General features: G+C 53.8%; 13 protein-coding genes and 1 pseudogene. 7 read left to right on the forward strand and 7 right to left on the reverse strand.

Going from position 1 to position 14,162, the window contains the following annotated elements:
- The first annotated feature begins 204 nt into the window (after window positions 1-204).
- Entirely contained in the window at window positions 205-432 is a 228-nt protein-coding gene (locus DVK03_RS19755) for a hypothetical protein (RefSeq protein ID WP_147301749.1), read from the forward strand.
- A gap of 412 nt (window positions 433-844) precedes the next feature.
- On the opposite strand, the gene DVK03_RS17720 is transcribed toward DVK03_RS19755, so the two are convergent.
- The 3 genes from DVK03_RS17720 to DVK03_RS17730 are packed head-to-tail and all read right to left on the reverse strand — an operon-like array spanning window position 845 to window position 3,804.
- A complete protein-coding gene (locus DVK03_RS17720) occupies window positions 845-1,240 on the reverse strand; it encodes a hypothetical protein (RefSeq protein WP_115803377.1) in 396 nt (131 codons plus the stop codon).
- 41 nt (window positions 1,241-1,281) lie between these two features.
- Complete coding sequence (locus DVK03_RS17725; protein ID WP_115803378.1) at window positions 1,282-1,815, reverse strand: hypothetical protein; 534 nt, start codon at window positions 1,813-1,815, stop codon at window positions 1,282-1,284.
- 54 nt (window positions 1,816-1,869) lie between these two features.
- Window positions 1,870-3,804: a DEAD/DEAH box helicase gene (locus DVK03_RS17730; RefSeq protein WP_199505996.1), complete on the reverse strand. Its 1,935-nt coding sequence runs from the start codon at window positions 3,802-3,804 to the stop codon at window positions 1,870-1,872.
- Between the two features lie 178 nt (window positions 3,805-3,982).
- Between DVK03_RS17730 and DVK03_RS17735 the strand changes: the two genes are divergently transcribed.
- The gene (locus tag DVK03_RS17735; RefSeq protein ID WP_115803379.1) at window positions 3,983-4,864 is read left to right on the forward strand and encodes a hypothetical protein; all 882 of its coding nucleotides are present in this window, start codon (window positions 3,983-3,985) and stop codon (window positions 4,862-4,864) included.
- A 33-nt stretch (window positions 4,865-4,897) separates the two neighbouring features.
- Here the strand turns inward: DVK03_RS17735 and DVK03_RS17740 are convergent, their stop codons facing one another.
- Both DVK03_RS17740 and DVK03_RS17745 read right to left on the reverse strand, forming a co-directional pair.
- On the reverse strand, window positions 4,898-5,299 hold the full coding sequence (locus tag DVK03_RS17740; RefSeq protein WP_147301750.1) for a hypothetical protein: 402 nt from the start codon (window positions 5,297-5,299) through the stop codon (window positions 4,898-4,900).
- A gap of 70 nt (window positions 5,300-5,369) precedes the next feature.
- Entirely contained in the window at window positions 5,370-6,038 is a 669-nt protein-coding gene (locus DVK03_RS17745) for a hypothetical protein (RefSeq protein WP_115803381.1), read from the reverse strand.
- 121 nt (window positions 6,039-6,159) lie between these two features.
- Here DVK03_RS17745 and DVK03_RS17750 point away from each other — a divergent pair, with 121 nt between their 5' ends.
- A complete protein-coding gene (locus DVK03_RS17750) occupies window positions 6,160-6,825 on the forward strand; it encodes a hypothetical protein (protein WP_115803382.1) in 666 nt (221 codons plus the stop codon).
- Between the two features lie 392 nt (window positions 6,826-7,217).
- On the forward strand, window positions 7,218-7,868 hold the full coding sequence (locus DVK03_RS17755) for a hypothetical protein (protein ID WP_115803383.1): 651 nt from the start codon (window positions 7,218-7,220) through the stop codon (window positions 7,866-7,868).
- 193 nt (window positions 7,869-8,061) lie between these two features.
- Here DVK03_RS17755 and DVK03_RS17760 read toward each other — a convergent pair whose 3' ends face one another.
- Window positions 8,062-9,261, reverse strand: a complete 1,200-nt coding sequence (locus DVK03_RS17760; RefSeq protein ID WP_115803384.1) for a site-specific integrase — start codon at window positions 9,259-9,261, stop codon at window positions 8,062-8,064.
- A gap of 658 nt (window positions 9,262-9,919) precedes the next feature.
- On the opposite strand from DVK03_RS17760, the gene DVK03_RS17770 reads away from it, so the two are divergent.
- Window positions 9,920-11,128 carry a CBS domain-containing protein gene (locus tag DVK03_RS17770; protein WP_115803385.1) on the forward strand — a complete coding sequence of 403 codons (1,209 nt, stop codon included), beginning with the start codon at window positions 9,920-9,922 and terminating at the stop codon, window positions 11,126-11,128.
- A gap of 105 nt (window positions 11,129-11,233) precedes the next feature.
- On the opposite strand, the gene DVK03_RS17775 is transcribed toward DVK03_RS17770, so the two are convergent.
- Window positions 11,234-11,899, reverse strand: coding sequence for a hypothetical protein (locus DVK03_RS17775; protein WP_147438235.1), 666 nt, complete (start codon window positions 11,897-11,899; stop codon window positions 11,234-11,236).
- A gap of 604 nt (window positions 11,900-12,503) precedes the next feature.
- Here DVK03_RS17775 and DVK03_RS17785 point away from each other — a divergent pair.
- The gene (locus DVK03_RS17785) at window positions 12,504-13,754 is read left to right on the forward strand and encodes a magnesium transporter (RefSeq protein ID WP_115803388.1); all 1,251 of its coding nucleotides are present in this window, start codon (window positions 12,504-12,506) and stop codon (window positions 13,752-13,754) included.
- A gap of 115 nt (window positions 13,755-13,869) precedes the next feature.
- Window positions 13,870-14,070, forward strand: a pseudogene (locus tag DVK03_RS20485) (thiamine pyrophosphate-dependent enzyme); the annotation flags it as partial.
- Window positions 14,071-14,162 lie beyond the last annotated feature (92 nt).

Consider the following 14,162-nt stretch of genomic DNA (forward strand, 5'->3'; position numbering starts at 1 on the left):
GTGGACTATATTCGTGCTACTTTGCATACTAAAGAGTAAGTTCGCCCAATTACTTATACTTTATATATAAATGGAGGGCCTGTTCAAGTAGTATGCTTAGTTGAACTTGTCCGGATAACCTCGCTTAGGTGGAAAAGTGCTAGCACAACGGAATTGTTGTAACTGCCGGGACCCTCATTTCGATATCTGCCCGTACGAGAGGATGTGCAGAAAAACCTGATTGCAGCGCTCAACGAACACTGGAATGTGGAGGTGGTCTGTGAGTGGTTGATGCGGGTGGGTTCAGAAGCTACAGACCGGGGAGTGGATGTTGTGGATCTCGTTGTAAAGAACCGTGTATCGAAACCGCTCGATGAGTATACTCAGTCGACCCGGAACGTTGCTGCGCTGGAGCGGGCCGAGAGTCGTGGTGTGGTGCGGTCTCCGGGATAGGAGTCGAGTATGTCGTCGACGACAGCAAGCAGTCATCTGACCGCGTTGGGATCGCTTCTGGGGGTCTGGACGAGTTTGATGTACGCAGCTACCCCGTGCCGCTGAGAGCGTGTTCTCGCCACTCGGTTGGCGAGAAGGGCAGACTGAGCAGTACCTCGATGACCACAAGGATATCTCACTACAAGTGTTCTGAATCACGACTGCAATCGAAGCAAATTGTGGTATTTTCAGTTTAGAAATCGTTGCGAGTAGTATCGTGAGATGGGGTCACCGTAGTGAGGCCACGAGCCACTCCGAGTGCGTGTGAAGAAAGTTCAGGTCATCGAACAATCGTCGAGGCCGCCAGTGCAACCGCTCCAATACAGCATTCAGGCTTCAGAAGCGGTAGTAAAAGATGCTTTGTGAGGTGTGATTATTTCTCGTCTTCTAAGAACTGGATTGCTGCACCTACACTGTGGTCAGAAATCACATACCCACCTCGTTCGTCGTCTGACTCAACGAACGAGAGTTCACTACCGTAGTTTTGAACCGCGCTCTTGCTGGATTCCAACGACTCTGCGTACTCAGATGCATTCGCCCCTTCTTTGTCTTCGCCAAGTTCCCCAAGCGAGGTAGCTGCCCGTCTGTAGAGCAGCTGAGCGACGAACCGCTCCTTATTCGAGAGGTTGTAATACGGCTCAAGAAACACTGGGGAGCCCGTTTCCTCATCGATCCCCACGATTTCTGAGAGGGCACTGAATAGTCGCTCTCGGTCGAAGTCATCACGGTTCATGTATAGCCCCTCTAAGGGATCTGCGTTGTCAACCATACCAAAATGTCGTTAAGACTGTCTAATCAGCTTACCGGAAGTTACAGACCAAGTAGGTTGTCTTGGACGTATCTCTCTCCCGTGATCGTGAGATGATACGCATCTTTGCCGTCTCGTTCATCAACCTTCTCGATATGACTACTTTCTATCTGCTTTGAGAGGTCACGGGACACATTGGCTCCTAAGCTGATCTTGGCGTCCTGTGCCATCTCTTTGATCTCGGAGGAAGTGAAGTCAGATTTGTTTTCGTGGTATTCGAGGTACCATCCAACGATGAGTGCAGCATCCTTCTTCGTCGGATTATCTGCACTTCTGTAAAATTCCGTGAGCGACCGAGATTTGCCCGACGTGGCTGTCGTTGAATCCTGCTCGGACTGGTTGGGAGGTGACTCTGAAACGGAGCCAGAGCCGTCTGCAGCGGCCTGAACAGTCTCCGCACCCACATCGCTCAGGTAATCTTCGCGAAGCCCCTCAAACCACGTCTCGGCTTCGTCAACCGGGCCCTCAACGTCAATCGTGACATCTCCAATGCTAACGTGGAGTCGTAGGCTCTCAGAATCGGGATCGTCGGACATAGATAGAACCAGTGATTACTGGCTCTTATTTGTTATCGAATTAGCATCATTCCGCTACGCGTTGTCCCACGCAGTTTTCGTCACATCCACGCCTTTCTCGGCGAGGTACTGGGTACTCTCTCGGCCCCAGTCCTCTTCGCCTGACCCTTTCGTGAGAAGAATATAGACGGAAGCGTCCCCGAGCGGCCGCATGGTCCGCCCCGCCCGTTGCCCGGTCTGAGACCGTGACGATCCCATCGTTGACGCGAGAATTGCTACCTCCGCGTCCGGGAGATCAATCCCTTCGTCACCAACTCTGGAGATGATGAGCGACTCAAGGTCGCCAGCCCGGAACGCATCGTAGATGTCCTCACGATCGCTATGATCTGTATCGCCGTAGACGAATGGCAAGCCCAGGTCGTCCGCGAGATCTTTTCCTTGTTTGATCCAATCGACAAAGATTAGCGTCTTTTGACCGTCATGGCTCTCAAGCAGCGACCGGATCACATCGTGTTTCTTCGGATTACGCGCCGCTTCGATTTGCCGTTTGCTCCCCGAAGCACGCTGGTATCGGTCCCGAGCCTGTTTGCTGTCCCACGGCACTGGGATCAGTTCGACATCGGGCTTCTCGACCCACCCTTCCGCGAACAGCGAGCCCCAATCGGTCCCGATCGGTGGCCCGATAAGCGTGTAGATCTCTTTCGAATCTTGTGCTTCCCTTACCGGAGTAGCAGACAGACCAAGGCGTGCTTTTGATTGAATCTCCCGGAAGCGCTTCCATGTCGAGGCGGCAGAGTGGTGACACTCGTCAGCAATCACAAGCCCCCAGTCGCGCTCGTTAAACAACTTACGGTGACGGCTCATCGATGCAGTATCATAGGTAGCAATCGTCACTGGTCGGATTTGCTTCGTGCCACCGTGGTACTGTCCGATTTGTCTGGAAGTGAGCGTGGTCTTCTCCGTGAGTTCGTCTTTCCACTGCTGGGCGAGTTCCCGATTCGGAACGATAATGAGCGTTTCTCCACCGATGGCCTCCATCGTGCCGATAGCTGCAATGGTTTTCCCGCTCCCAGAAGGACCTACGAACACGCCGCTACGGCGAATCGAGAATTGATCGACCCAATCCTGCTGGTAGTCACGGAGCTGGATGTTACTGGAGAGTTGGATACTGAGTTTCGATCCTTCCTCGAGCAGACGTTCGTCCGTTATTGGGTACCCTGCGTCATACAGTTCCTCTTTGACTGCCGCAGCACTTCCGTTTGTCACTCGGAGTTGGGTGTCCGAAATAAACTGGCTGTAGTGATCGCCGTATTCGAGCTTCCGCTTCGCGACGTTTTCGAAGACTTCTGGGTCCGCAGCCCCGAGTACAACGTAGCCGTCAGGATGTGTGAACAGGCGGAACTGATGGGCACGATCCCAGTCGTCCTTGATCCGGCTTTCGAATCCCCCATCCCAATTGTCGTCTCCAATGAGTTCGAGAAGGTCTCGTCGTAGCCCCTCAAACGAATCATACGGTGCGTTCCAGATGTCGACCTGTCCGATCTTGTAGAGGTAGCCGTCCCCAGTTGAGTCGATCAAATGGGCAGTCTGGGAGAGAATTCGTTGGCTGTGGTCGGTTGGAGAATCGATAACGACCTCACGACGACTCGGGAAAAAGAGGACACGCTCGTCACCCTCGTCAAGGGTTTGGTTCGTGGAAGGGTTGCGATCCTGCCGGTCAGGGATTGCTTCTTCGGCAGCAGCTTCAGGTTCATTCTTTTGGTCGTCCGAAACAAACTGGGAACGGTGCGTTATAAATCGTGGGTCGTACCAGACTTTTGCTCGAGCCCCGATTTTCTGAGATTCGAGCGCACCGTCGTCGACGAGTTCGTGGAACTTCTGCCTAGCAGTTTCTCTCGAACAGCCGACTATCTCGGCAACATCGCTGGTCGTAACGAATGGTTGGTGATCATGTAACTTCTCGATTGCATCTATAATTTCTTCGAGAGGATATAGCTCATTGTTAGGCATTGGTGTTCCTTATGAGTGTCACGTCATGTGGTTTTGTCACGTGCAAAGACGATATGTCTTGTGGTTGAATTATTAGGGGTGGGCACACTGAGCAGGTATTCTGTTGCGTACATAAACTCAATCTAATGGAAAGCCACAATCACAAATGTTTCAATGAACCTACCAGTGGTACTCAGTAATGAGCTTGGAGAAAGTTAAGCAGGAGCTCCTTGAAGGTGGTCTCCACGAGGAGTCCGTAGAACGGTTGCTGAATCACTACCAGTCGATGCAAAGGCGGATCCAAGAAGGAGAATACGACGAGGCGGGAACTCACATCGGGAACTTCTGTGAGAACATGGTGAACATCCTTTTGGATGCAATGGGTGAATCAGTCGAAGCGCGGCCTGATGTCACCGGCTTTGTTAACGGATCCACCTCAGGGAAGTACGGTACTGACGAGCCGAAGAGTATCTGGGTGCAAGTTCCTAATGTAATTCGAGCGGCCTATGATATCCGGAACAACCGTGATTCGGTCCACGTAAATCTTCAGGTTCCAGTCAACCATGCGGACACACAGGCTGGTATTGCGATGTGTTCCTGGATGCTAGCCGAAGTCCTGCGAGTCTACGGAGATGGTGATGAGACCGACAACATGGAGCAGATCGGGGCACTAATCGAGGAACTCTCCGAACCAGTTACTGAGGGCAACCCCCTCCGGGAACTCGAGACATCGTCAGATGATTTCGACCGCCGAGCTGTGCGCGATGCACTGGATGGCCTTGTGCAAATTAACGGCGGAGGGATTCACCCGAGCCGTGGGTTTAGCCAACTGGCGACGGCCAAAGAGAAGGTGATTGTGCTTCTAGTCGCTCAGCGCGCAGCCGTAGATATCGGAGCTACTGAGCAAGAAGGGTTGACCGCAAACTGGATCTCGTCGAGTGAGCGCGCAGATGTTACGTCGACGCGAGTTCGACAGATCATCAACGAATACAGCTTTATCTATGACGGGGAGAACAACGGAGAGTACCACATTCCCGGCTTCAGGGTAGAAGAGGCGCTGGACTGCCTCGAAGCAGAGTAGCTGTGTGTAGTCGAAGTAGATGACTAGCGGTGGTTATTCTTCGGCGTCGTCGCTAAGATATTCGATCGCGAGGCCGACCGAGTGGCTTGGGATGTAGTATCCACCGTGGTCATCGTCGTTAGTGACGAAATCTAAGCTTCCGTAGTTCTGAATAGTGCTTGAGCTCGGACCCATTCGCTCCGCGAGGTCACCACTTGAGGCCCCGACTTCCTCTTCATCGATGATGTCGAGAGCGACTGCAGCGCGTCGCGCCAAAAGGCGTGCAACGAACCTCGACTTGTTATCTAATTCATGGTAGTCGGCCTGAGGCACGAGTTCACCACTGTCACCATCGACACCCAGGACACCGTCGATTGCATCGGCGAGTTGTTCGCGGCTGATCGCTTCTTTATCCACGACGACCCGTTGAAGGGGATCCTCTTCGCTATCGCTCATTTCGAACCGACCGAGAGAGACTATCAGCATAATTCTATTGGTGTGTGAGTTGTTCTAAACTGTCGTAGAATTACTTTTCTGCAGCTGGTTCTTGGCTCTGAAGATTGTCGACGAGAGCCTGTATCTGCTCATAGGCGTCTTCTTTGCCTGGCTCTCTAATTTCAGTCGTTGCGCTTGATCCAGAGCCACGGCGGTTGAGATAGACATCCGCATTTGCAGGCCGGCCGACATTTGCCCAATTACCGATGTCTATTCCTGACTCGTCGAGTGCATTCTTGAGTTCCGAAGTGCTCGCTCGAGAAACACCGTGGACTTCGCTCAGCACAGTTAGCAAGACGCTCGAACCATTCAACAGGCGATCTTGGTTCGAGTCACCCAGTACTTGTACGTCGCCGATAATTTGCGGGAATTCATCAATATCATCACCGTCAGTTGAGCCGAGTGTGAGAACTCGAAGGAGCTCTGAATCTGTCGCATCCACTACCTCGAAGTAGGAGTTCTCATCATCAGTTTCGGTGAACTCTGAGATGCTCCCTTGTTCGCCGCCCTCATGTAAGGTTTCCTCAGTCTCCTCACTAGGATTCTCTTGGTCAGGTCGTTTCTGCGTCTGGTAGCCGATTGGGTCATACTTCTCCACAAACTGTCCAAGCTCTTCGAGAACGTCAGTATACGATTCCTCCTCGGTTGCTGTAATCTCAACGTCTATCGGACCGTCTCGGAATGTGATATTAATCTCCATGAAGTCAATACTGACAGCATTAATATAACTATTTGCTATACTATGAGTTCTAATTGGGCAATTTTAGAAGTCGATATCTGAAGCAAATAACTATAACATGATGATTCTATCGTTCATTTGAATGGACATACACCTCTCGCTACAAATTGGGCCGCTAGAGGCAGAGATTACGGCCGATAGCGAAGAAGACTACGAGAAAGAGCTGGTCCAGCTAATGGACTTCATCCAACGTCGCGAGGAGCAGCTGTCGACCCTCAGTCAATTGAGTGTGCAATCGGCGGTGCCAACTGAAGACAGTGGTCAATCGGGTTCGGAACGGCTTGATGACAACCAGAAGGTGGACACGGAATCAGAAGAGGAGGAGACTGAAGATGCGGCATCAACGGGTTACACCGGTCCATTGTCTAGCTTGCTGCGGAAGGTGGATGTATCCCTCCGAGACGTAAGTGAAGTCATAGACATTGACCCAGGACTTGAAGAGCCACCACTAATCCTCACCAATACTGAGCAACTTGGAGAGACTGTGAAAGACCAACAGCTTACCGGCTCGCTTCTGCTACTCTGCGCATGGAAAGAGTGCTATGATGAGTCACCAGTGATGGTTTCCGACCTCAAGGATGCGCTTGAACATTCAGGCGTCAGCACGAACAACCTCTACCAGATGTACGACTATAGTGTAGCGAATCAAAGCCTCCGCCAAAGTGGTAACGGGAGAGGAACCAAGGTCCGACTGACTCGCGTTGGCGAGCGGGAGGCATTTGAGCGGATCGAACAGATCTCAGAGTAACGAGGATCACTACATTCTGTTTTGAGATCTCCCGGCACAATCTTGGAGGGTGGAACTGTTTCGTGCCTTCTGTTCATGAATTACTACAATGAAAGAGGAGTTGTCCATCGATTTTGATTTCATGTCATTCAATAATTTTTCTGAACAATCTCACTATCATGAATTCGACAAACGCAAGGTGAGAACCTAATCAGATCTAATCTACGTGAAAATAAGCCATACAACAGAACCCAAACTCCGAAACTGTGCCTTCTGGTCGTTGAGATAATCTCGCGAGATAATGTTTATATCTGTCTGATTGATTGGTGTCGGTGGCAACTCTGAGTAAAAAGTGATCTCACATTTGACAGTGAAGCGGTATAATTTTATAAGAAACTTGGAAAGTACGCTGTATGGATGGAATTGGCCGTGAGACAGTTGATTCGCTTGGGAATACGGTTGACGACTTGGTGGCTATTGGTCGGCTTCTTGATTCTCCTCGGTTAGCCCATATTTGGTTCACCCTCCATGTAGAGGGGAACGTCGTGGTTGATGAATCGGATAACGACCCGTTCTTGTGGGATGGGATCACCGTCTCCAAGTTACTGGAGTATCTTGACGGAGATACCCCGCAGTCGACGCTGTATAACGACATAGATGAATTGGAGGAAATCGGTGCGGTAGAGGTTGCATCGGAGGGCCAGCCTACGGGGTACAAAGCGAATTTCTTCCAGGCCGAGGCAGAGAACGTGGAAAAGGTGGGCGATGGCAGCTTGGTCGGGCCGAAGATTATCGGTCTGGTCGGAGAGGCGTACACTGATGAAGCGGTTCAAGAGTTCCTCAATGAATACGGTCACAGTCTTCTGGACGATGTGCTCCAGATGTACGTCGCTTCTGTGCGAGGAGCGCTTGAGAAGAGTGTTGTCGAGATGATTCCCGAAGCTGACGAGGAGGATGTGGAGGCGGTTGTTCCTGCTATTGAGCGGGTTCTGTTTGAGATGGGCCGTGATCCGCTCTGGGGGCATGATTACCGGGATAAACTGTCGATACCAAGCGGAGAGTAGCCCTCAGCATTTGATCCCCCATCGGTCGGCGGGGGAGACTTCCATCAGCATCAGGTGAACAAGATCAGTAGTAGGCCACCGTGAGGGGCGAGATACTCGTGCTTGGGGTGTTCGACTTCCACACCGCTTTCCTCAGTGATCCGCCTAAACAAACCACGTGGGCCATCTGTCGTAATCGAAGGGAGGAGTGGACTCAGGATTCAAATGCCGCTTCTAATTTCTCGTACATCCTTCTTCGCCGAGCCTTCCGTTCTTGTTCTCTCGACAGGTAGTTACGAAGCACAACCTCCGTCGACGAACTCCCTTGATCTTCGGCAACCCCCTCCAGTCCCTCTAGAACCTCACCAACTGCTTCCTGATACGCCGAGTACCAGAACCGCCGGCCCATCTTCGGTGTGGGCGTATCTCCATCGACAACCACGCCAGCAGTATCAGCTAGATGTTTGAACCGACGACGTATCGTACTAACTGACACGTGGCCCGTCGACGAAGACCGGGAGGGGAACAGATACCCGTTCCACTTCTCACGGTCAGACAGCGCGTCAATCCGATCAGCGACGACATCCACGCCGTACAGCAACGTCACCTCACCAGGGCCGTTCTTCCGCTCACCATCACCGAACGACAGGTGTGGATCTTCAGAATTCAAGACCACCTGGTCGACGTGCAACGCGGCAACCTCTGAAGGTCGTAACCCCCAGCCAGCAAGCGCAACCACGAGTAACTCTGCTTCGGGCGAATCCACTTCACTGTAGATGCGGCGCACCTGCGACGCCGACAATGCCTGAGGGTCTGGCCCACTGGCCTCCCAGCCAAACTCTTCGCCAGCCTCCGAGAGTGGATTGTACTTCGCGTACTTCCGGCGTTTCACGAACGCGTACCACGCTCTTGCGACGTGTAGGTACTCGAGCTTCGACCGATCAGTCGATAGCTCTTCGTCGAACACGTCGAGGACGGCGAGACATCGCTCGATTTCACGCGGCTGCTGTTCTAACTCAGACAGTGGTTCGAGCAATGCATCCGTCTCGTGTAGTTCTCGGTACGTCCGAACCCACTTCGCTAGTCGCGTCCGGTGAGTCTCGACTGTACTCTTTGCACGTCCACCACGAGTTTGTATCGAGTTGAGGTATACTTCTAGAGAATTGACAGTAGCGTCGTGGTCGACCTTCCACTCCCACTCCTCAGACCCTTCGTCTTCGAGGCCGACGACGTCGACGAAGAACTGCTTGGGCGTGAGGTCGTGATGCTCGCGCAGCGCGTACGCGATACCACTGTATCCGTGTTTAGTGAGCCACTCGTAGGTCGGAACGTCACGGTCTTCGTCGAACCCGTCACGATATCGCTTCGGTGCGATGTCTTGCCAGTAGACGTCGACGAGTTCGTCGAGGCTCATCTGGGACCATTTGTAGCGTTTTTCTCTCGGTCCCTCGTCTGAGGTTGTCTCTTCAGCCTCCAAACCCTGGGAGTCAGCCTCCGGATTCACGCTTTCTCACCGGGGAGTAACCCGCTCGCTGCGTGTTGGGGTGATTTTGAATCGGTGATTTTCATTACTCACCGACTTTCTCCTGTTGAGTTAATACTTTGGCTTGTGCAGGAGTGGTCTACACACAACCGCAATTAGTAAAGTGTGGCTGCCAGGGAGGCAATATCCAATATATTGTATAATGCTATACAAAATCAAAAAGCGGGGGGAGTTTCCATCCTCCGAGGTTGTAAAGCTCGTCGGTCTCGGCATCTTCGTCTTCGTCACTGGCCTCAGCCCACTCAGCTACCTCGCGTGGCAAGATGAACGTAATCGCTGAATTGGGTTCGTCGCTGTCGGATATGCCATGTTCGTTGTCTACGGGCTTATCGTGTTTCTCGAATACCTGCTACGACCATACATCGCGTATGCGACCTTGAGTTACAAGAAGACAGGGGCGCAATTCCCATCCTCAGTGGACTGCTGGCGCTCGTCCTCTCCCATGACAGCCCTTCGGACGTCTCTATTACTCGACTTAGGGGTGAGACAGACATAACCGTCCTGCACCCCTCCCGCTAGAGAGTTACTCATGGATATTTCAGAGATCCTCTCCACGAAGTTCACCGAGTTCGATATTGGGACACCGCTCTCGAAGGTCGCCGGCGCATTCGAGAATCAAGAACTCGATGCCGTCGTCGTAACAGACGGCGACGAGTATCGCGGCATCGTTAGTCGCCGACAGCTGGCGTCCTCGTCCAACCAACCATCTGCGAAGGTCGGCTCACAGGTACAGCACGTCCCGACTGTCAAACGTACCGAGGACGTCCGCGAAGTCGCACGACTCATGATCGGGAGTGACACCAAAACACTTCCCGTACTGGATGGCGACCATCCCGTCGGTGTGGTGACTGCAGATGCTGTTCTCGAGGCTGTGCGTCCGTTTCTCGACGCTGTGACCGTCGACGACGCGTATTCGTCGAAGCTAGTCAGCGCGACCCCCGACACGACAATCGGAAAAGCGCTCAACATGCTTCGGGAATCCGGTATCGCCCACCTCCCCGTTATCGACGGAGACGAACTCGTGGGGGTGGTGAGCCTGTACGACGTTATCGAGTTTACGACGCGAGGTGGGAGCAAGAGCCAGGGTGGTTCGCCGGGGAGTTTTGGTGGCCGGGGACGCTCTGAGGGCAGCCACGGTGGATTCGGAGCCCGTGAGGGAGACTCAGACCGGATGCTCGACCTGCCGGTGCGGAATCTGATGTCCGACACAGTCGTGACGGTCAAGCGGAGCGCGACGCTCGACGAAATCGTCGAGACGATGTTTGAGCATGAGATTTCATCGCTCGTCGTCACAGCCGACGAAACTGACGACCCAGTCGGTATCATTACCAAGACAGACGTCATCGAGGCACTCACCTGGGAGCGCCAGGACCGGAACGCAGTCCAAGTGTTTGGGCTCGACTTGCTGGAGGGGATGGACTACGACGATGTTTCCGCACTGATAGAGAACATGACCTCGAAGTACGGTGAGATGACCGTCATCAAGGCCAGCATCGAACTGCAGGAGCACAAGGAACAGAACCGGGGCGTCCCACTCGTGTTGGCACGAATTCGGCTAGTTACCGACCGTGGCTACTTCACGGCAGATGGAGAAGGCTACGGTGCCTCCCACGCCCTCCGCCTCGCAGCGAACGCCGTCGAACGCCAACTTCTCAAGGGAAAGACCTACGGTCAGTCGAAGAAGCGAACCGACGCTGATGCTCAAGAGCACCTCTACGGATGGTGGCTCGTCGGGTAACGGACTCCATTCCCCCCAGGGAAGGGTGGAAGGAGCCGATCGAAAGAAACGGTGTGCGTCGATTGGTTGGTAGTCTGTGAGAGACCGATTGTACCAATGTTGAATCTAATGATACCGTTGCTCGACTTCGAGCGCCTCGCGGACGGCGTCATCGAAGTGTGTCCGTAGTTCGTCGCTGAATGCCTGGACGTGTGAATCCTGCTGTACTACTTCTAGCGAATCCCAGTCACCGGCTTCGGTTGCCGCATACAGTTGCGTGAACTTCCCCCCGTTGTTGCCGTACGCAATGACGACAACATACGGCTTAACCTCTTCAGAACCTTCGGAGGTGTGCCTCCCGCGCCACTCTTCGAGTTCGGTGACGCTTACCCGATCGAACGTCGAAAGCTCTGCACTGAGTCCACCGATCCCAAGGCGCTGAACCAGCTGTTCGCGGTCCCACTCCCGTGTCTCGTTGGTCTCGGTATCCCTTCCTATCACGGTTTCTTCGGTTATCGATTCGACGACCCAATGGGTGAGTAGCGGCCCGGCCATCTCAGCCGTCGACTGAGTACCGACGTCACCTTCCTGGATGCGGTCGCCTTCCTGAACACGGATATACCGTGGATTCGACGCCGGGAGATCGATAAAGATCTCTTCCGGATCTACGTTGACCAGTGCTTCGACGCCGTCTATCGTTCGCGTTTCAATCGTTTTCTTTGTATGTTCAGTCATAGTTGGTGGCTTTGCGTACTGGACGCAGAGAGGAGAAGGCGGGGCGACACGGCCCATTCATCTCCCTGTGTAGTATACACTGGGGAGACAGTTCACCCTGTCGTCTGTTTTCACAGTACACACATACTGTCCGTACTCCCACACAGACTTTCAGCTAAAACAAGTCCTTGAGTCGAATCTTGGCTATCGATGCCGGGGAGTCATACTGAACCCTGTTCGACGAGTTCTACAACACGTATCGACCATTCTCTCGCGTGCAAACAGTCAACTCAAGAAATAATAACTAATAGCGTGGCCGCCGTACACACAAAGATAATGCGGTCACACCATCACGGGACGAAGTCCTTCATCGATTTCATGAGCACATATCTCCAGGACCACCCCAAACGCTGTCCAGTGTGCGGGAACGAAGCTCGTGCCCAGTCGGAGTGGCGGATCGAAAAGCGCGATGAGGATGGTCTCCACTTCGTCCACACTTGTCCGGAGTGTGGAGCCGAGGAAGACGTATTTTTAAATCTCGCACCGGAGCACGAGCGGTCCCGTGGGTAGAAAAAGTGATGCGTGATGCCCGACGTATCTCCCGAGATTGGTTCGAATCCTCCACACTCCGCTACGCCACGTCTGTTTCCTGAATTTATGCGACGCGAGGTGAGGTAACCGTATGCAAGACTCCGCAATTGACGTCCAACAGCAGATAGCCACTTCGGAGACTCCTGGTGAGGAGTTCCAAGCACTGCCCTGGACACGACAACGAGTCGTGTTCTTCCAGCTACCCGAGTCGATTCAGCGAGACCTGCTCTACGACATGGACCGCCAGGAGGTACGGCGATTCGTCCGTCGACTCGACCCCGACGATGCGGCCGATGCGATTGGATTACTCGACGGAGACACTCAGGAGGCCGTGCTCGGTCAGCTCGATTCCGACCGACGAGAGCGGATCGAGTTCCTCCTGAAGTTCAGTCCGGACAGCGCCGCCGGTATGATGGATCTCGGCTACGTCACCGTCGACAAGGATCGAGGGTTCGAGGAGGTGGCACGGCTCGTCCGACGCCACGAGGCCCGAACAGGGCGCTTCCCGACTGTCTTCGTCACCGACGGCGACCAGGTGTTGGGAGAGTTACCTGGCCATACTCTTGCCCTAGTTGGTCACGGGTCGGCGGTCATCACCGAGTATCTCCGCCCAACCCCAACGGTTCGATACGCACAGCCCGAGTCTGAGGTCATCGAGGCGTTCAGGGCCAACCCTCAGAGTAAAATCGTCGTCCTCGACGAAGACGACAGCATTCTCGGAGTCATCTACGCGGACGACCTCTTGCAGGCCATCGAGGAAGCGGCCGGCCAGACGCTCTATGAGTTCACCGGTGTCGACGAGCAGGAGAGCGTTCTCGATGGCTCCTTCGAGAAGATCCGCCGGCGGTACAAGTGGCTCATCATCAACCTCGGGACCGCCTTTCTCGCTGCGGCGACTGTCGGATTATTCGAAGATACAATCGCGGCGTTGACGTTGCTGGCGATTTACATGCCGGTCGTCGCTGGAATGGGTGGGAATGCCGGCACGCAGTCGATGGCTGTGATGGTCCGCGGAATCGCACTAGAGCAAATCTCGCTTCGGTCAGGGGGACGTGCCATCGGCAACGAGGTGCTTGCGGGGGGTGCAAACGGCGTGATTACCGGTAGTATCGTGGCCGTCATCGCCACCCTGTTCAACCAGAGTCCCATGTTGGGACTGGTCCTCGGCATCGCGATGGTGTTGAACCTCGTCATCGCCGGATTCTTCGGCGCGCTCGTTCCGCTCGTACTGGACCGACTTGGCTACGATCCGGCAACCTCTGCGACCATCTTCATCACGACCGCAACTGACGTCCTCGGGTTCTTTATTTTCCTTGGACTGGCGCAGGTCGTGCTCCTGTGAAATGTCTCTCTTCTTCTTTCACCTGTCCGCTAAAATATAGGACGATGGGTCCGGTTCGGTCACCCTACGAGTCACTCTCCGAAGCAAGCGAATTCACTATCGTCTGTCACAAAAATACGGCCTCATCTCGGAGAATCAAGTGGCACACACCGGTGAACACTTCGGAACCGAACTGACGACCCCCGACTTCGAGCGATTCGCCGAGAGCTTCGGAATCGATAGCTACCGGCCAGAGACGTGTGTCGAGGTCGAGACAGTCCTCGAACGTGTCGTTCCTGCGAACGAGATGTCCCTGGTCGAAGTCACGCTTGGGTAGCACGGAGGACTATTCCGCTCTCCATCCCGTATCAACGGTTATGACGAGAGATGTAGATGGCCCGCTCGAACCAGGTGTTCGAACGTCCTCGC

It is taken from the genome of Haloferax sp. Atlit-109R (assembly GCF_003665865.1).
In the GTDB taxonomy this organism is placed as follows: Archaea; Halobacteriota; Halobacteria; order Halobacteriales; family Haloferacaceae; genus Haloferax; species Haloferax volcanii.